The organism is Streptomyces sp. NPDC001020, from assembly GCF_053599115.1.
Genome location: NZ_JBSFLQ010000007.1, coordinates 34,966 through 50,695 on the forward strand (window position 1 = coordinate 34,966; position 15,730 = coordinate 50,695).

Genomic DNA, 15,730 nt, shown 5'->3' on the forward strand with positions numbered 1-15,730 from the left:
CGGGGGCAGGGGAGGCAGCAGGGTGACGGCCAGGTTTGGCCGCAGGGGCAGGGGAGGCAGCAGGGTGACGGCCAGGTTTGGCAGCAGGGGCAGGGGAGGCAGCAGGGTGACGGCCAGGTTTGGCAGCAGGGGCAGGGGAAGCAGCAGGGTGACGGCCGGGGTTGGCAGCAGGGGCAGGGCTCGTGGGATCGCCTGGGTCATGGACAGGAGAGGCCGCAGGGCGAAGGTCAGGGCTGGCAGCAGGGGCAGCAGGGCTCGTGGGGGGACCACCAGGGTCAGGGAAAAGAGGGGACGCAGGGCGCGGGCTCGTGGGGTCACCCCGGCCAGGGACAGGGGAAGCAGCAGGGCGACGGCCAGGGCAGGCAGCAGGGCGACGAGGGTTCGCGGGACCGTCCGGGTCAGGGACAGGGGAAGCAACACGGTGACGGTCAGGACAGACAGCAGGGGAAGCAGCACGGTGAGGACCAGGGGCAGAAGCAGCACGGTGAGGGCCAGGGTCGGCACCAGGGCGAGCGGGAGAACGGGGGGCGGCCACCCGTCGCGTCCCAGCACGGGGTGCATGCGGGTGTGGGGGGTGCCTTCAACGAGTCCGTGCCCATGCTCGCTGCGGGCGGCCTACTGATCGCGGGTGCGCTCGGCGGCGCGATCCACCGGGTGTGGCGGCGGCGCGGGCCGTCCGGCGCCTGCTGATCCCGTGACACGCCAGCGCCCCGGGAACCGGCCACGGCACCACTGACTGTGCGGAGGCACGCATGCGGCGGACGGATCCGGAAGGGCATGGCCCCGTCCGATACGGCCCGCGCCTGCCCGACCACGGGCTGCCGGTCCTGCCCGGCCTCGTTGCCGCGCTCACCGATGCCGCGCGGCACGACGGCGCCGATCCCTCCGGAGGCCTGCCGGCCCTCCTCGACGCCGCCTGCGGCTACTTCGGCCGGCGCGGACTGCCCACCGGACCCGACGCGATGGCCGTGGCCCCCGGCGCCCCCGCCCTACTGGTCGCGGTCACCGCAGCGCTCGGCGGCGACGTGCTCGTGCCGCGGCCGTGCGCCGCGTGGTGGGCACCCCAGGTCCGGGCGCTCGGCAGGGCCGTGTTCCCCGTGGCCACGCCCGCCGAGTGCGGTGGCGTACCGGATCCCTACGCCCTGCTGGAGACCGTCCACCGGGTCCGCGCGGAAGGCGGCGATCCGCGCCTCCTGGTGCTGTCGGTCGCCGACGACCCGACCGCCACCGTGGCACCGCCCGAGGTGGTGCACCAGAGCGTGGAGGCCGCCGCCGCCGAGGGGCTCCACCTGGTCAGCGACGAGACCTGGCGCGACACCCTGCACCGGCCGCACGAAACCGTGCTGCTCAGTCCCGCCGAGATGCTCCCGGACCGCGTCACCGTGGTCACCGACCTGGCCGGTCCCTTCCTCCCGCCGGGCTGGCCCGCGGCCGTCGCCCGCTTTCCGGCCACCGCCGACGGCGCCGGACTGCGCGCCCGCGTCCTCGACGTACTCACCGCACTCGGGGCCCGCATCGCCGACCCGGTCGCGGCCGCGGCGACGTATGTCCTCGGCGAGCCCCCCGACGTCGCCCGGCGCCTGGCCGCCGACATCGCACTGCACGCGCGCGTGGCCGCCGCCGTGCACCGCGTCGTCGTCACCGCGGGCGCCCTCGCCCGGCCCCCGCAGGCAGGACGTCACCTCTACGCCGACCTCGGCCCACTGCGCCCCGCGCTGGAGGGGCACGGCGTCGGCGACGCACAGGAACTGGAGGACTTCCTCTCCGCCCGGCTCGGTATGCCCGCGCCCGGCGGCCACCGCTTCGGGGACGAACTGGCGGCGCTTCGCGTCCGCCTCACCACCGCACCCCTCCTCGGCACGACCCCTGAGGAGCGGGCCCAGTGCCTCGTCACGCCCACGCCGCTGGAACTGCCGCACGTGCACGGCGCGTTGATCCTCCTGGAATCGGTCTTCGACGACCTCCGCGACGAAGCTCAGCGATGGGAGCCTCTTCGATGACGCAGCCGTCCGAGTCCACCACGAGCACCCTTTCCGCACCCCCGGACGCCGGTGAGCCGACGCCCACGTCCCTGCCGATCCCGGACCGCGCGTCACTCACCTCGCTTCCGCCGCTCGCCGAGCCCCGTCCGCTCGGCGAACTGCGTCTGTGGCCGCGCTCCTTCATGGACCGGCTGACCGCACCGCTGCCCGGCCTGAAGGCCTTCGCCCGCTTCGCCCGCGAGGGCGTGGTGCGGCCCGGACCCGAAGGGCTCCAGGGCGTCCGGCTGCTGCCCTACGAGCCAGGCCCGCTGCCGCGCGTCGACGCACGCACGATCGCCGTCTCCTGGGCGGGGCACGCCAGTTGGGTGGTGCGGATCGGCGGGCTGACCGTCCTCACCGACCCTGTCTGGTCCCGTCGCATCCTCGGCACGCCGGCCCGGGTCACCCCCGTAGGCATCACCTGGAGCGCCCTGCCGCCCATCGACGCGGTCGTCATCAGCCACAACCACTACGACCACCTCGACGCCCCGACCGTGCGCCGACTCCCGTGCGACACACCGGTGTTCGCGCCGGCGGGACTCGCACGCTGGTTCAGGCGTCGGCGGTTCACCCGCGTCACCGAACTGGACTGGTGGGAGGGTGCAGAACTGGGCGGCGTCCGCTTCGACTTCGTTCCCGCCCACCACTGGTCCAAGCGCACCCTGACCGACACCTGCACGTCGCTGTGGGGCGGGTGGGTGCTGACGGCGTCCGACGGGCAGCGCGTGTACTTCGCCGGCGACACCGGATACGGCCACTGGTTCGAGCGGATCGGTCGCCGCTACCCGGGCATCGACCTGGCGCTCATGCCGATCGGCGCGTACGACCCGCGCTGGTGGCTCAGCGATGTCCACTGCGATCCGGAGGAAGCGGTTCGGGCGACGGCCGACCTCGGCGCGCGACGGATGGCACCCATGCACTGGGGCACGTTCGTGCTGTCGGCGGAGCCGGTCCTGGAGCCGCTGACACGGGTGCGGGCGGCCTGGGAAAGGGCGGGGCTGGCCCGCGAGGACCTGTGGGACCTTCCGGTGGGGGCGTCGCGGGTGCTCGACTGAGCCCGCCTGGTGCTCACGAAGCGGCGGCCCGGCGTATCCGTCTCCACATACCGGGCACCGAGCCGACCGCGAGCGTCAGTACGACCGCCACCACCACGCCCTCCCACGGCTTGGGGAACAGCGAGCCGCCGAGAATGCCGATCAGCTGGTATGCCGCGGCCCAGGCGAGGCAGGCAGGCGCGTCGCCGCGGGCGAAGTCCCGCAACGGCATACGGGCCATCAGACAGGCGAGCATCACCGGTATGCGGCCCGCAGGGACGAGCCGGGAGAGGGTGAGCACCACGATCCCGTGGTCACCGAGTTTCTGCTGCGCCTGGGCCAGCCGGTCCTCAGGTGCGCGGCGGCGGATCGTCTCCAGCCAGCGGGAGCCGTTCTTCGACCGCATACCGCGCCGACCCAGCCAGTACAACGCGACGTCCCCGAGGAAGGACGCCAGCCCCGCGGCCACGAAGACCAGCGCGAGCGAGAAAGGGGCGGTCTGGTGGAAGGCGACCACGGCCGCGGAGCTGACCAGTGCCCCCGTCGGTACGACCGGCACCAGCGCGCCGATCAGCACCAGCAGGAACAGCGACGGATAGCCGACCGCCTGCTGGGCGGAATCCGTGGACACCGCGGTACTCGCGGCGGCGAGGGATATCACGAGGCGACCTCCGGACGGACGCTCTCGCCGTGGGACAGGAGGTGAACCGCCGCCGTCGGCGCGTGTTGTGCGGCAAGGCGCATGAACTCGTCGCCCGGCGCGTGGAATTCATGGGGGCGCACGGCGTCCATCCCGATCGGCCAGTACGTGCCGTAGTGCACCGGCACCGCACTGCGGGGCATCAGCCGCGCCAGCGCCTGTGCCGCGCGCCCCGGATCCAGATGCCCCTCCCCGAGGTACGGTCCCCAGCCGCCGACCGGCAGCAACGCCACGTCGACCGGCCCGACCTCCTCTGCCATGGACGGGAACAGACCGGTGTCCCCGGCGAAGTACGTCCGTGCGTCGCCCTCGACGACATATCCGAGGGCGGGGGAGCGGTGCCGTCCGAGCGGCAGCCGACGCCCGTCGTGGCGCGCCGGTACGACCCGTACGACCAGGTCACCGACCTGGACCCGGTCGCCGGGCGCCACCTCCGTGATCCGCAGCCGGTCGAGTCGGCGCAGCCCCGGCACCTGGGCGGGAGCGCCGCGCGGCACCAGCAGCCGGGTGCCCCGGGCCAGGCGCGCCAGCGACGGCAGGTGCAGATGGTCGGCGTGCAGATGCGAGACCAGCACCACATCCGCGATCGCGGCCTCGGCCGGCGGCGGGGCACCGCGGCGGCGGCGTAGGTGCGCGAGGCGGCGCGCGAACAGGGGGTCGGTCAGGACACGCACACCGGAGTCCTCGACCGTGCAGGTGGCATGACCCCACCAAGTGATCTCCACCGGCACTCCTTCGCCTCCTTCACGCCCTGCTTCACGCCCCTGACCGAAGCCTACGGGCAGGAGTAGGGTCGGCGGCGAAACCCTGAGGTGAGGGGGACACCATGGGAGAGACCAACGGCGCCCGCGGCCGGAGCGACGCCATCGGGCGGCCCGCCCCGGTGAAGGTCGCGGCGATCGCCGGCCTGACGCCCCTGGAGGAGCTGGACGCGGACCCCTTCCTCGTCGACTCCCGCAGCCAGCATGCGATGTGCGCAAGCTGGGCGGCGGAGCGCGGTTACGTGGTGACGCGGGAACTTCTCGTACGGGGCCTGCGCCCCGACCACCGCGCGCTGTGGGCGGACGTGGAGGCGGGCCAGGTCGACCTGTTCGTCGCCCCCAGCCGCCGCGTCCTGGAACGGGCCCTGTCCTCCGTGGACGAGTTCACCGCGGAGTGCGCGCGGCGGGGCGTCCGCGTCGAGACGGTCGGCCGCCCGGAACCCTCGTACGACGCCCAGATGAAGGCCTGTGTCCACCGCCGTCTGTCGATGCCGACGGCCGGCTACGACGGCCGGTGACCGGCTTCCGTCCCGGCCCAGGGGCAGTGATCGCGCTTCGGAAGGGGCGGGCCGCTGTGACATGGTGGGGGACTGCTCCGCAGGGACCGACCGTGCGGGCCGGGACATGAGGTGTGGTGTGGGTCACGGACGTTGGCGAAGGGTGCTCAGCGGAGCGTGGCGAAGCATCGCCGTGTGGGCCGCGTCCACCGCCACCATGCTCGTCCTCGCCGCTTTCCTCCCCGACTTCCGGCTGGAGTCCGCGGGAGGCGAGAGCATCACCCGCGTCGCCCTCACCGCCGCGGCCGGAGCCGGTGTCTTCGGTCTGCTGTCCTCCCTGGTGTGGCCGCTCCTGGTCCGGCTGCTGCTGCTCGTGCCCGCCCTCGTCCTCGGGCTGCTCGTCTTCTGCCTCAACGGTTCCCTGCTGCTGGTCGCGCTGCGCCTCAACCCCTCCGGGCGCGGTGAGGCGGCCCCCGAGACGGCGGTGGTGGTCGCCGCCGCGATGTCCGCCGTCGCCTCGGCCACCGGCGCCGCCCTGGCCGTACGGGACGACGACGCCTACCGCAGGAGGCTCTACCGACTCGCCGACCGGCGGCGCGGACGGCAGGAGGGGCGGGCCGGGCACGCCACCCCGGGCGCCGTCTTCATCCAACTCGACGGCGTCGGGCACGAGGTGCTCCGGGCGGCCGTCGACAAGGGGCTCATGCCGACCGTCGCCTCCTGGCTCGACACCCGCGACGGCCGCGGCCCCACCCACCGCCTCACCCCCTGGCGCACCGACTGGTCCAGCCAGACCGGCGCCAGCCAACTGGGCATACTGCACGGCTCCAACCACGACGTCCCGGCCTTCCGGTGGTACGAGAAGGACCAGCGCGAGGTCATGGTCTGCAACCGGCCGACGAGCGCCGTGGAACTCCAGCGCCGGGCCGTCGAACGCACCGGCGACAGCGGGCTCCTCACCGTGGACGGCGCCAGCCGCGGCAACCTGTTCAGCGGCGGCGCCGACCAGCTCGCCCTGGTGCTGTCCGTGTCCGCCAGGCGGGGCAAGGAGAACCGGTCGCGCGCCGGGTACTTCGCGTACTTCAGCGACCCGGCCAACGCGGTCCGCACCGCCATGTCGTTCGTAGCCGAGGTGGGCCGCGAGATAGGCCAGTCCACCCGCGCGCGCTGCGCGAAGCAGCGGCCCCGGGTCAGTCGCGGCGGTCTCTACCCCGTCGTCCGTGCCTTCGCCACCGTCGTCGAACGCGACGTCGTCGTCGCCGCGGTGCTCGGGGACATGCTCGCCGGCCGCAATGCGGTCTACGCGGACCTGGTGGCGTACGACGAGGTGGCGCACCACTCCGGCCCGCACAGTCGCGACGCCGAGAAGGTCCTGCAGAAGCTGGACCGCTCGCTCGCGCTGCTCGCACAGGTCGCCGAGCACGCCCCGCGCCCGTACCGGATCGTCGTCCTGTCCGACCACGGCCAGAGCCCCGGCGAGACCTTCCAGACGCGTTACGGACTCAGCCTCGGCAACCTGGTGCGGGCCGGCTGCGGTCTGCCCGTGCCCCGCAAGGTGGAGCGCACGCACAGCGGGGCCGAGGCCCGGGCGGCGGTGCGGGCCGCGCTGCGCCGCCGGCCGGTCGAGGAGTGCGGAGAGCCGCACGAGCCGGGGCGCCGCCGTTCCGAGCCCATCGTGCTGGCCTCCGGCAACCTGGGTCTTGTCTCCTTCCCGGACGTGCCGCACCGGATGAGCAAGGAGGAGATCGACTGCCGCCATCCTGCGCTGTTGTCCACGCTCGCCAACCACCCCGGTATCGGCTTCCTCCTCGTGCGGAGCGAGGAGCATGGCGGGTTGGTGCTGGGGGCGAACGGCGCACAGGTCCCGGTCGACCGGCTCGTGGACGGGACCGGCCCGCTCGCCGACTTCGGCCCCGGCGCCGCCGATGCCGTGCGCCGCACGCACTCCTTCCCGCACACCGCCGACATCATGGTCAACTCCTGGTACGACCCGGCTGAGGGCGAAGTCCTGGCGTTCGAGGAGCAGATCGGCTCGCACGGCGGACTCGGCGGCGCCCAGGGGCGCCCCTTCCTGCTGTCGCCGGTGACGTTGTCCGCCCCGGCGGAGGACGGTGCCGAACTCGTCGGCGCCGAACGGATCCATCACGTCTTCCGCCGCTGGCTGCGTGAGTGCGAAGGCCCCCAGATGCCACTGACCGCACGCGCGGCCGGGACCGAGACCGCGACCGAGGACGAGGACGAACGCGCCGCCTGACCTCGCCGCTCGAACGCGCCGCCCCGTCCGCCCGGTGCGGCGCGCCCAGGTGTGATCGGATGGGTCTGACGGAACCCGGTAACGGGCCCACACCGAAAGGAAGAACCGTGGCAACCACGCGCACAGCACACACGGACTGGGAAGGCAACCTGCTTCAGGGCAACGGCGTCGTCACCTTCGACTCCTCCGGCATCGGCCAGCAGCCGGTCTCGTGGCCGTCGCGCGCCGAGAAGGCGAACGGCAAGACCAGCCCCGAGGAGCTGATCGCCGCAGCCCACTCAAGCTGCTTCTCCATGGCCCTGTCGCACGGCCTGACCGGCGCCGGTACTCCGCCCACCAAGCTCACCACCTCGGCCGACGTCACCTTCCAGCCGGGTGAGGGCATCACGGGCATCCACCTCACCGTCGAGGGCACCGTGCCCGGCATCGACAGTGACGCGTTCGTCGCCGCCGCCGAGGACGCCAAGAAGAACTGCCCGGTCAGCCAGGCCCTGGCGGGTACGACGATCACACTCTCGGCCAAGCTCGCCTGACATCGGTCACGTTCAGGGTGCCGCGCTTCCCTCCAGGGGGCGCGGCACCGTCGTTTCAGGGGGCCGCGGCCTCGGTGGCGGGCGGCCGGCGTCCTCCGTCAGCCGACGGCCTCGCGGATGCGGGCCGGGAGGGTGTCCCAGGGGCGGCAGGGGACCACGGGGAGGGTGTGGGCGCGGGCCTGCTGGGCGAGCCAGTGGGAGTAGCGGGCGCTGACGTCCGCGCGCTCCGTCTGGTCCCCGTCGTCCGGTTCGCGCGCGGCGTAGTTGGCAGTGATTTGCCCGGGGTCGTCCTCGTGCAGGAAGACCGCCCGTACGCGGCGTCCGGCGTCCCGGCCCTCCTCGACGGCCCGCGCGGCGGCGGCCGGGGTGAGGTAGTCGCCCTCGATCAGGGCGGGTGCGTCGACCGTCAGGCGGTTGCGGACGACGCCCAGGACGGCGGGCTCCAGGGCCTGTGCGGTGGCGATCTGGAGGGCCAGCACCTGGTCGTTGGTCAGGCAGGCCGTGTCAGGGGCGTGGTCGAAGTGGTGGAGGGCGGGGTGGTGTTCCGCCGTGGTGATGGCCTGGACGGCGCTGACGACGTCGTCGAACTCGACGATGAATCCGTCCGTCCCGGCGGCGAGCCGGGCGGCGGCGCGGCTCTTGCCGATGCCGGAGGCACCGCCGAGCAGCAGTATGTCCCATGTTGTTCCTGTCACGGGGGGACCGTATCCCGCGGCCGTCGGCGTGTGCCGCGGATTTCCACGGCGGCGGCCGCGGCTTCCGGCAGGGCGGCTCACGGGTCACCGCGGAAATCGGAGTCTCTCGGCTGGGGGCGGGATGTGCGCCGGGGTGTACTGACGCGCTCTCCCGGCGGTTGGATCAGCCAAGGGCTGTCCAGTAATCCCTGGCGGGCGCGCGACGACAGCTACGGCACCTGGACTGGTGCTGCTGCCCGCAGGAGTCGTACTCCTACCCACTCCGTCGCAGCCATCCCCGCGCACACGACACTCACGCCCAGCACCGCCCAGGGAAGGGCGTACCAGGCACCGTGAGGGCGCGCGCGAACCGGAACGGGAGACTGTGGCCTTTGCCATCCAGCGCCTGGCGAATAGTGCGTCATGACCGTCATCTTCGGGTCGCTCCGCAAAGCTTGTCCTGAGTGCGTGTACTCATCTTCGAGGCCAGCGGTGCGGATTGCGTTCCGAGGGCACGTCCTGCACTGGTCCGCCTGGCGCAGCCGTCACCGGCACCTGGAACAGTGCGCGGAGGAAGTCGGGCGTGTCGAAGATTTCTCCCGCGGAGGCGACGCCGACCGCGTGGGTCCGTCCTGTGAGGATGCGGTCGACCGCTTCCACCACGAGTGGCGCGGTGACGGCATAGATGTCCTGGCCGCGGGCCACGGCGCGGCGTTCGGCGTCGCCGGAGCGCGCGACGACGTCGACGAGGAAGGTTTGAGCGGACCGGCCGCGCTCGTAGACCGCGGTCGACGTCGGCGTGTTCGGGGCCGCGATGTCCCGGGCCGCCTGAACCGTCATGTAGGTGCTTCGGCGAAGGGCCGTTCGCGGGAGTCCTCCTTGGGGCGGGGGGTTCACGGGGGTGGTGTGTAGCCGCGGGTGCGGACGAGGTCGTGGGTGAGTTCGGTGAAGGCGCGGGTGGCGGCGCTGGAGTAGGCACCTTCGCGGTGCAGGAGGGTGACGGTGCGGGTGGGCAGGGGTGGGTCGAGAGGGACGGGGGTGAGGTGTGGGTGGTCGTGGGTGATGGCGTCGGGCAGCACGGTGGCCAGGCGGGTGCGTTGGACGATTTCGGTGAGGGCCTGGATGGAGTTGGCCTCGACCGTGATGCGTGGGGCGGTCCGGTGGTGGGTGAAGTAGGCGTCGATGTGACCACGGGTGGCGAAGTCGCCGCTGAGGAGAGCGAGTTGCTCGTCCTTGAGGGCGCGGACCGGTAGGGGGTCCGGCATCGTCTGGGCGCGCGGGGGGCCGGTGACGAGGCTGAGGGTCTCGGTGAACAGTGCGGTGGCGGTGATGCCGGGCAGGTGGGGGCCGGCGAAGGCGATGCCGAGGTCGAGGTCGTCGGCGAGCAGGGCCGTTTCGATGCGGTCCTGGGTCATCTCCGTCAGGGTGATGTCGATGCCGGGGTGGCGGGTGTGGAGCTCGGCGGTGAGCGGCCCGACCAGGTAGGCGGTGAAGGTGGGAGTGACGCCCAAGCGGAGGTGGCCGCGGGAGAGGTCCTTGACGTCGTGGATGGCGCGCTCAGCGGCGGCCAGGTCGCGCAGTGCGCGGCGGGCATGGTCGGTGTAGACGGCGCCGGCGTCGGTGAGCCGTACCGTGCGGCCGGTGCGGTCCAGTAGCTGTACGCCCAGGGTCCGCTCCAGCTGCTTGATCTGCTGGGAGAGCGTCGGCTGGGAGATGTGCAGTTCCTCGGCGGCGCGGGTGAAGTTGCCGTGTTCGGCCACGGCGAGCAGATAGCGCAGATGACGCAGTTCGAGAACAGCCATGAGAACAACTATAGATGTGACCAATAGCTTTTATGGTCAACGACTCTTGGACGCTATAGACACAGGTCGTGCATGGTGGATCCCACCAGTCCACAGGGGCCGATCCCCAGCCGAAGGGAGTGACCATGCAGGACCTCACCGAGGGCGTCGCCCGTTTCCAGAGGGACGTCTTCCCGGCCAAGGCGGAGCTCTTCGCTCATCTGGCCACGCATCACACACCGCACACGCTGTTCATCAGCTGCTCCGACGCCCGTGTCGTCCCGGAGCTGATCACCGGCACCGAGCCGGGGGACCTGTTCGTCATCCGCACCGCCGGCAACCTGGTGCCCGCCTACACCCCCGGGGCCGACGGGGTGGCGGCGAGTATCGAGTACGCGGTTGCCGCCCTGGGTGTGAAGGACATCGTCGTCTGCGGTCACTCCGCGTGCGGCGCGATGACCGCACTGGCCGAGGGCCACGACCTCAGTGGTGCCCCGGCGGTCGCCGAATGGCTGCGGCTCGCGGACGCCTCGGTGGCCCGTACCGCCGCCGATGGTGACGTTCCGGCTCTGGTGCGGCACAACGTGCTCGCGCAGCGGGCGAACCTGACCACCCACCCCTCGGTCGCCAAGGCTCTGGCCGAGGGGAAGGTCGCCCTGCACGGCTGGGTCTACGACATCCCCACCGGCCGCGTCGAGGACCTGACCGCCGCCGGCCCCGCGCTCGCGGCCTGACCCAACCGGCTTTGGGCTCCCGCCCGCGTCAGCCCGCCGGGAGCCCCCGTATCCCCCCACTCGCGACTCGACCCCCACCCTTCCCCGTGAAGTGGCCCACCTGAGAAAAGGACGTACTGATCATGGTGCACGCCCAGTTCGAGCAGACTGCCCGTGAGGCCCTGGCCGCCAAGGCCGTGGAGGCCAAGACCGTCAAGAACCTGTCCTGGAAGCAGATCGCGCAGGCCTCGGGCCTGTCGGTGGCCTTCACCACCGCCGCCGTTCTCGGTCAGCACCCGCTGCCGGAGAAGTCGGCGAAGGCCGTGGCCGAGTTGCTGGGCCTGGATGAGGACGCGGCGATGCTGCTGCAGACCATCCCGGTGCGCGGTTCGATGCCCGACCGGATCCCGACCGACCCGACCATGTACCGCTTCTACGAGATGCTCCAGGTCTACGGCACGACGCTGAAGGCCCTGATCCACGAGGAGTTCGGCGACGGCATCATCTCCGCGATCAACTTCAAGCTGGATGTGAAGAAGGTCGCCGACCCCGAGGGCGGCGAGCGCGCCGTCATCACGCTGGACGGCAAGTACCTGCCGACCAAGCCCTTCTGACCGGCGCCGATACGGCGTCACACACGGACGGCAACGGGCCGGGCCGGGCCGGGAACAAGCCTTCCGGCCCGCCCCGCCTCGTTCACCGAACCCCGCGAAGCCGCCTGCCGACGGCCTCGCAGCCCCCTTCCCGCTTTGGAGGATCTTTCATGGACTTCGTCCAGCGCACCATCGACATCGCCCGCCAGAACGTCGCCGAGGGCGGCCGCCCCTTCGCGACCGTCATCGTCAAGGACGGCGAGATCCTCGCCGAGAGCCCGAACAAGGTCGCTCAGACCAGTGACCCCACCGCGCACGCGGAGATCCTCGCGATCCGCGAGGCCTGCATGAAGCTGGGCACCGAGCACCTGACCGGTACCACCATCTACGTGCTCGCCCATCCCTGCCCGATGTGCCTGGGCTCGCTGTACTACTGCTCGCCGGACCAGGTCGTCTTCCTCACCACCCGCGACGCCTACGAGCCCCACTACGTCGATGACCGCAAGTACTTCGAACTGGACACCTTCTACGACGAGTTCGCCAAGTCCTGGCAGGAGCGCCGACTGCCGATGCGCTACGAGCAGCGCGAGGACGCCGTCGAGGTGTACCGCTTCTGGCAGGAGCGCAATGGCGGCGAGCGACGCGTGGCCGGTGCTCCGACCGCCTGAGCCTGCCATGCCCGACTGCCGTTGGCCTCCTCGCGCCGGCCGTGGTCCGGTCAGGGCTTGCGTGCGACCCCGGCGTACACCGGCACGATGCCCTCGGCCTTCGCCACCAGGTCCTCCGCCTCGGGACGCCACTCGGAGACCGGGAGCACGCCGGGCTCCAGCAGTTCCAGGCCGTCGAAGAAGCGCGAGAACTCGGCGTGCGAGCGCGGGTGGAAGGGGGTTCCACTGCGGCGGAACAGCTCGGCCGCCTGCTCGATGGCGGACGGGTTCAGATCGCCCGTGACCTGGGAGAGGACCAGATGACTGCCGGGGGCGAGTGCGTCGACGTACCGTTTCAGCAGCCCGTACACATCGTCGACATCGGCGTCTTCGCTCAGGTAATGGGTGATCGCGACCAGCGACAGCGCGACCGGCTCGTCGAAGTCCAGGGACTTCGCGGCCAGGGCGAGGATGCCGTCCACGTCGCGGACATCGGCGTGGACGTAGTCGGTGGCGCCCTCGGCGGTGCCGTGCAGCAGCGCCTCGGCGTGCCGCAGCACGATCGGGTCGTTGTCGGCGTACACCACACGTGCCTCGGGGACGATCCCCTGCGCGATTTGGTGGAGATTGGGTTCCGTGGGAATGCCCGTGCCGACGTCCAGGAACTGGCGCACACCCGCCTGTGCCAGCGCCCGTGTCGCCTTGTGCATGAACCGGCGGTTGGCGTGCGCCCCGCGCCGCACGGTCGGATCGACCGCGAGTATCTTCTGGCCCAGCTCCTCGTCGACCGGGTAGTTGTCCTTGCCGCCCAGCCACCAGTCGTAGACACGCGCGGGATGAGGCCGACTGGTGTCGACGTAGGTGGGCGCTGCTTCACGTTCGTTCGTCATTGCGGGTGCTCCGGAGGAAAGAGGGTGCAACGCGGAAGCGGTGTCGGGTCAGAAGGTGTCGCGGTACTCCCGCAGGATCTCCCTCGTGCGCTGCACGGAGGCCGCCTTCGCGGACATGTGGTCCAGCACCTCCAGGTGCATGGCCACCTCCGTGCGCGAGTCGAGGTAGAGGGCGCCGGTCAGGTACTCGCTGTAGACCATGTCGGGGAGCTCTGGCTCCGCGAAGCGGAACAGTACGAACGGGGTGTACGTCCCCGGGTGCGGGCCGACGGCGTACTCCGCGACCTGCAGGGTGATCCCCGGGTTCTCGGTGATGTCGAGGAGGCGGTCGAGTTGGCCGCGCATCACCTCGGAGCGGGGGCTGACCGGGCGTCGCAGCACCGTCTCGTCCATGATCACCCAGAGGTGGGGCGGGTGCTCCCGGCTGAGCAGCTTCTGCCGGGCCAGCCGCAACGCCACGTGCCGCTCGATGTCCTGGGGGCGGACCTGCCCGACGGTCCCGGCCTCCAGCACGGCCCGCGCGTAGTCCTCGGTCTGCAGCAGTCCGGGTACGAAGTGGGGCTCGTAGGAGCGGATGATGCGGGCGGCACCCTCCAGGCTGACATGCATGCTGAACCAGTCGGGCAGCACGTCGTGGTAGCGCTGCCACCAGCCGGGCTGGTTGGCCTCCTCGGCGAGCCGGACGAAGGCGGTGATCTCCTCGTCGGGCACGCCGTACGTCGTGAGCAGCACCTGCACGTACGGGATCTTCAGCGAGACCTCGGCCATCTCCATGCGTCGCACGGTCGCCGGTGCGACGTGCAGCACCCCGGCGGCCTCCTCCCGCTTGAGCCCGGCGGCCTCCCGCAACTCCTGCAGCCGCCGCCCGAGGACCACCTGTCCCACTGTGGGCGCAGCCCGCCGCTCGCTCACGCCACGCCTCCCCTACTCGCCGAAGTACGCGAGCAGTGTGACACGTTCGGGCGAAAGTCTCACGAGGGCGGTGGCCGCACGCTCTCCCGGAAAGAACGTCGCCCCGTCGAACTGAATGGCGGTCAGGCGCCCATCGTCTGGAGGTATTTCACCGTTGCGGGATCCGCGGGGAGGAATGTCTCGATGGCCAACTCCGCGACCGTCACGTCCATCGGAGTGTTGAAGGTGGAGATCGACGAGACGAAGGACAGCACTTGGTTGTCGTGCTCGATCCGCAGCGGAAGCGCGAAGTGGGGGACAGGCTCGTCGTGTTCGGGTTCCGTCCGGTCTGCCACCGGATAGGCCGCCACCTCCTGGTACAGCTCACGCAGGGCCGGTGAGCGCTGAAGGGCGATCTGACGGCCCATCTGCGCCAGCAGGTGACCCCGCCACTCGCGCAGGTTCTGGATGCGAGGCGCCAGGCCCTGCGGGTGCAGAGACAGGCGCATCACGTTCAGGGGCGGGGTGAGCAGTCGGTCCGGGATGTCCTCCAGAAGCATGGTGATGCCCCGGTTCGCGGCCACCACGTTGTACATCGCGTCCACCACCACCGCCGGATAGGGCTCGTAGCCCTGGATCAGCCGCTCCACGCCTGCGCGCAGCGCCTCCATCGACGGGTCGTCCAGCGGCGTCTCCGGGTAGTGCGGCGCGTAACCGGCGGCCAGCAGCAGCGCGTTGCGCTCGCGGACCGGCACGTCCAGGTGTTCTGCGAGCCGCAGCACCATCTCCTCGCTCGGCCGCGAGCGGCCCGTCTCGACGAAGCTGATGTGCCGCGCGGAGGAGTCGGCCCGCAGCGCCAACTCCAGCTGGCTGAGCCGTCGCCGCTCCCGCCAGCCGCGCAGCAGTGGGCCGATGCCCGGGTCGGAAGGAGCCGGTGAGGTGGCCGCGGCAGCGACCGCAACTGTGGTCATGAGGACGACCGTAGTCGAGGAGTGGTGCATGTACGAGCGGTGTACTGCGCTCTCCTGCAACCGGACGTTCGGCGCGCGCTCCCGCTGTCGGTCAACCACTCCGGCGACGGCGACTCCACGGGTGCTGTCCGCGGCACCTTCTCGGCGCCCACCACGGCGACCACCGCCTGCCGCAGGCCTGGCCGGCGCGTGTCGAGGCGGGCGCCGGGATGGCCGTCGTGGCGGACGGCTTGGTTTCGCCGCGGAATGTGTACGAGGCTCAGGCGCGGCCGCGCGTTACCGGGCCGCAGGGCAGGGGATGTGACAGGGTGAGGCGAACTCGCCTCGTACGAAAGGAGCCAGGCCATGCCCGCCGAACCGCTGTCACAGAAGGAGATCGAGGACCGGCTGGCGGAGCTGCCCGGCTGGTCCCTGGACGGCGACCGGATCGCCCGCTCCTACCAGCTCGGCTCCCACTTCGCGGCCGCCGCGATGGTCGTCCACATCGCCCAGGTGCAGGAAGAACTCGACCATCACTCCGATCTCACCCTCGGCTACCACACTGTCTCCCTCGCCGTGAACACGCACAGCGTGGGCGGCGCGGTCACCGCGCTGGACTTCGAACTGGCCCGTCGTGTGGAGGAGTTGGCAAGCGGGCACGGCGCGCAGTGAAGGGGGCACCATGCGCGACCGCGACGTGGCTCTCAGGCAGCGACGCTGTCGACTGCTGCCTGGGCGCGGTCGGCGTTGCAGCCGACCACACCGTGCGATCCGCAGACGCGTGACGTCGA

Annotated in this window: 18 protein-coding genes and 1 pseudogene; 10 read left to right on the top strand and 9 right to left on the bottom strand. The window is 71.6% G+C overall.

Annotation, left to right across the window (positions count from 1 at the left end):
* A partial coding sequence (locus ACWDEX_RS08270) for a hypothetical protein (protein WP_450462466.1) occupies nt 1-552 on the bottom strand: 552 nt, incomplete at its 3' end.
* A gap of 15 nt (nt 553-567) precedes the next feature.
* Between ACWDEX_RS08270 and ACWDEX_RS08275 the strand changes: the two genes are divergently transcribed.
* The 3 genes from ACWDEX_RS08275 to ACWDEX_RS08285 all read left to right on the top strand — a co-directional run bounded on the left by ACWDEX_RS08275 (nt 568) and on the right by ACWDEX_RS08285 (nt 3,076).
* Nucleotides 568-690: a hypothetical protein gene (locus tag ACWDEX_RS08275; RefSeq protein ID WP_450462467.1), complete on the top strand. Its 123-nt coding sequence runs from the start codon at nt 568-570 to the stop codon at nt 688-690.
* Between the two features lie 62 nt (nt 691-752).
* Nucleotides 753-2,000: an aminotransferase class I/II-fold pyridoxal phosphate-dependent enzyme gene (locus ACWDEX_RS08280; protein WP_450462468.1), complete on the top strand. Its 1,248-nt coding sequence runs from the start codon at nt 753-755 to the stop codon at nt 1,998-2,000.
* Nucleotides 1,997-3,076 carry an MBL fold metallo-hydrolase gene (locus ACWDEX_RS08285; protein WP_450462469.1) on the top strand — a complete coding sequence of 360 codons (1,080 nt, stop codon included), beginning with the start codon at nt 1,997-1,999 and terminating at the stop codon, nt 3,074-3,076. The genes ACWDEX_RS08280 and ACWDEX_RS08285 overlap by 4 nt, the downstream gene beginning before the upstream one ends.
* 13 nt (nt 3,077-3,089) lie before the next feature.
* On the opposite strand, the gene ACWDEX_RS08290 is transcribed toward ACWDEX_RS08285, so the two are convergent.
* Nucleotides 3,090-3,716 (bottom strand): DedA family protein, encoded by a 627-nt coding sequence (locus ACWDEX_RS08290; protein ID WP_450462470.1) that lies wholly within the window; start codon nt 3,714-3,716, stop codon nt 3,090-3,092.
* A complete protein-coding gene (locus tag ACWDEX_RS08295) occupies nt 3,713-4,486 on the bottom strand; it encodes an MBL fold metallo-hydrolase (protein WP_450462471.1) in 774 nt (257 codons plus the stop codon). The genes ACWDEX_RS08290 and ACWDEX_RS08295 overlap by 4 nt, the downstream gene beginning before the upstream one ends.
* Before the next feature lie 95 nt (nt 4,487-4,581).
* Here ACWDEX_RS08295 and ACWDEX_RS08300 point away from each other — a divergent pair, with 95 nt between their 5' ends.
* The 3 genes from ACWDEX_RS08300 (at nt 4,582) to ACWDEX_RS08310 (ending at nt 7,800) form a co-directional block, all read left to right on the top strand.
* Complete coding sequence (locus ACWDEX_RS08300) at nt 4,582-5,034, top strand: hypothetical protein (protein WP_450462472.1); 453 nt, start codon at nt 4,582-4,584, stop codon at nt 5,032-5,034.
* A gap of 106 nt (nt 5,035-5,140) precedes the next feature.
* Nucleotides 5,141-7,267 (top strand): alkaline phosphatase family protein, encoded by a 2,127-nt coding sequence (locus ACWDEX_RS08305; RefSeq protein ID WP_450462473.1) that lies wholly within the window; start codon nt 5,141-5,143, stop codon nt 7,265-7,267.
* 107 nt (nt 7,268-7,374) lie between these two features.
* The gene (locus tag ACWDEX_RS08310) at nt 7,375-7,800 is read left to right on the top strand and encodes an OsmC family protein (RefSeq protein ID WP_450462474.1); all 426 of its coding nucleotides are present in this window, start codon (nt 7,375-7,377) and stop codon (nt 7,798-7,800) included.
* 98 nt (nt 7,801-7,898) lie between these two features.
* Here the strand turns inward: ACWDEX_RS08310 and ACWDEX_RS08315 are convergent, their stop codons facing one another.
* The 3 genes and pseudogenes from ACWDEX_RS08315 to cynR form a co-directional block, all read right to left on the bottom strand.
* A complete protein-coding gene (locus ACWDEX_RS08315; RefSeq protein ID WP_450462475.1) occupies nt 7,899-8,495 on the bottom strand; it encodes an AAA family ATPase in 597 nt (198 codons plus the stop codon).
* Between the two features lie 453 nt (nt 8,496-8,948).
* Nucleotides 8,949-9,320: pseudogene (locus tag ACWDEX_RS08320) on the bottom strand (hypothetical protein); the annotation flags it as partial.
* 47 nt (nt 9,321-9,367) lie between these two features.
* Complete coding sequence (gene cynR / locus ACWDEX_RS08325; protein WP_450462476.1) at nt 9,368-10,276, bottom strand: transcriptional regulator CynR; 909 nt, start codon at nt 10,274-10,276, stop codon at nt 9,368-9,370.
* Nucleotides 10,277-10,401: 125 nt separating this feature from the next.
* Here cynR and ACWDEX_RS08330 point away from each other — a divergent pair, with 125 nt between their 5' ends.
* The 3 genes from ACWDEX_RS08330 to ACWDEX_RS08340 all read left to right on the top strand — a co-directional run bounded on the left by ACWDEX_RS08330 (nt 10,402) and on the right by ACWDEX_RS08340 (nt 12,229).
* Nucleotides 10,402-10,989 carry a carbonic anhydrase gene (locus ACWDEX_RS08330; RefSeq protein WP_450462477.1) on the top strand — a complete coding sequence of 196 codons (588 nt, stop codon included), beginning with the start codon at nt 10,402-10,404 and terminating at the stop codon, nt 10,987-10,989.
* A gap of 122 nt (nt 10,990-11,111) precedes the next feature.
* Entirely contained in the window at nt 11,112-11,582 is a 471-nt protein-coding gene (gene cynS, locus ACWDEX_RS08335; RefSeq protein WP_450462478.1) for a cyanase, read from the top strand.
* 149 nt (nt 11,583-11,731) lie between these two features.
* Nucleotides 11,732-12,229: a nucleoside deaminase gene (locus ACWDEX_RS08340; protein WP_450462479.1), complete on the top strand. Its 498-nt coding sequence runs from the start codon at nt 11,732-11,734 to the stop codon at nt 12,227-12,229.
* Between the two features lie 50 nt (nt 12,230-12,279).
* On the opposite strand, the gene ACWDEX_RS08345 is transcribed toward ACWDEX_RS08340, so the two are convergent.
* From ACWDEX_RS08345 to ACWDEX_RS08355, 3 genes are all read right to left on the bottom strand, one after another.
* Nucleotides 12,280-13,098 (bottom strand): SAM-dependent methyltransferase, encoded by an 819-nt coding sequence (locus ACWDEX_RS08345; RefSeq protein WP_450462480.1) that lies wholly within the window; start codon nt 13,096-13,098, stop codon nt 12,280-12,282.
* Between the two features lie 48 nt (nt 13,099-13,146).
* On the bottom strand, nt 13,147-14,010 hold the full coding sequence (locus tag ACWDEX_RS08350; RefSeq protein WP_450462481.1) for a helix-turn-helix domain-containing protein: 864 nt from the start codon (nt 14,008-14,010) through the stop codon (nt 13,147-13,149).
* A 122-nt stretch (nt 14,011-14,132) separates the two neighbouring features.
* Nucleotides 14,133-14,960 (bottom strand): helix-turn-helix domain-containing protein, encoded by an 828-nt coding sequence (locus ACWDEX_RS08355; protein WP_450462482.1) that lies wholly within the window; start codon nt 14,958-14,960, stop codon nt 14,133-14,135.
* Between the two features lie 345 nt (nt 14,961-15,305).
* On the opposite strand from ACWDEX_RS08355, the gene ACWDEX_RS08360 reads away from it, so the two are divergent.
* Nucleotides 15,306-15,611 (top strand): 4a-hydroxytetrahydrobiopterin dehydratase, encoded by a 306-nt coding sequence (locus ACWDEX_RS08360; protein WP_450462483.1) that lies wholly within the window; start codon nt 15,306-15,308, stop codon nt 15,609-15,611.
* Nucleotides 15,612-15,730 lie beyond the last annotated feature (119 nt).

What these genes read in the sequence shown, in the direction of transcription:
- ACWDEX_RS08280 (WP_450462468.1), top strand. Translation starts at nt 753, where the DNA reads ATGCGGCGGACGGATCCGGAAGGGCATGGCCCCGTCCGATACGGCCCG.
- ACWDEX_RS08285 (WP_450462469.1), top strand. Translation starts at nt 1,997, where the DNA reads ATGACGCAGCCGTCCGAGTCCACCACGAGCACCCTTTCCGCACCCCCG.
- ACWDEX_RS08300 (WP_450462472.1), top strand. Translation starts at nt 4,582, where the DNA reads ATGGGAGAGACCAACGGCGCCCGCGGCCGGAGCGACGCCATCGGGCGG.
- ACWDEX_RS08305 (WP_450462473.1), top strand. Translation starts at nt 5,141, where the DNA reads ATGAGGTGTGGTGTGGGTCACGGACGTTGGCGAAGGGTGCTCAGCGGA.
- cynR (WP_450462476.1), bottom strand. Translation starts at nt 10,276, where the DNA reads ATGGCTGTTCTCGAACTGCGTCATCTGCGCTATCTGCTCGCCGTGGCC.
- ACWDEX_RS08330 (WP_450462477.1), top strand. Translation starts at nt 10,402, where the DNA reads ATGCAGGACCTCACCGAGGGCGTCGCCCGTTTCCAGAGGGACGTCTTC.
- cynS (WP_450462478.1), top strand. Translation starts at nt 11,112, where the DNA reads ATGGTGCACGCCCAGTTCGAGCAGACTGCCCGTGAGGCCCTGGCCGCC.
- ACWDEX_RS08340 (WP_450462479.1), top strand. Translation starts at nt 11,732, where the DNA reads ATGGACTTCGTCCAGCGCACCATCGACATCGCCCGCCAGAACGTCGCC.
- ACWDEX_RS08345 (WP_450462480.1), bottom strand. Translation starts at nt 13,098, where the DNA reads ATGACGAACGAACGTGAAGCAGCGCCCACCTACGTCGACACCAGTCGG.
- ACWDEX_RS08355 (WP_450462482.1), bottom strand. Translation starts at nt 14,960, where the DNA reads ATGACCACAGTTGCGGTCGCTGCCGCGGCCACCTCACCGGCTCCTTCC.
- ACWDEX_RS08360 (WP_450462483.1), top strand. Translation starts at nt 15,306, where the DNA reads ATGCCCGCCGAACCGCTGTCACAGAAGGAGATCGAGGACCGGCTGGCG.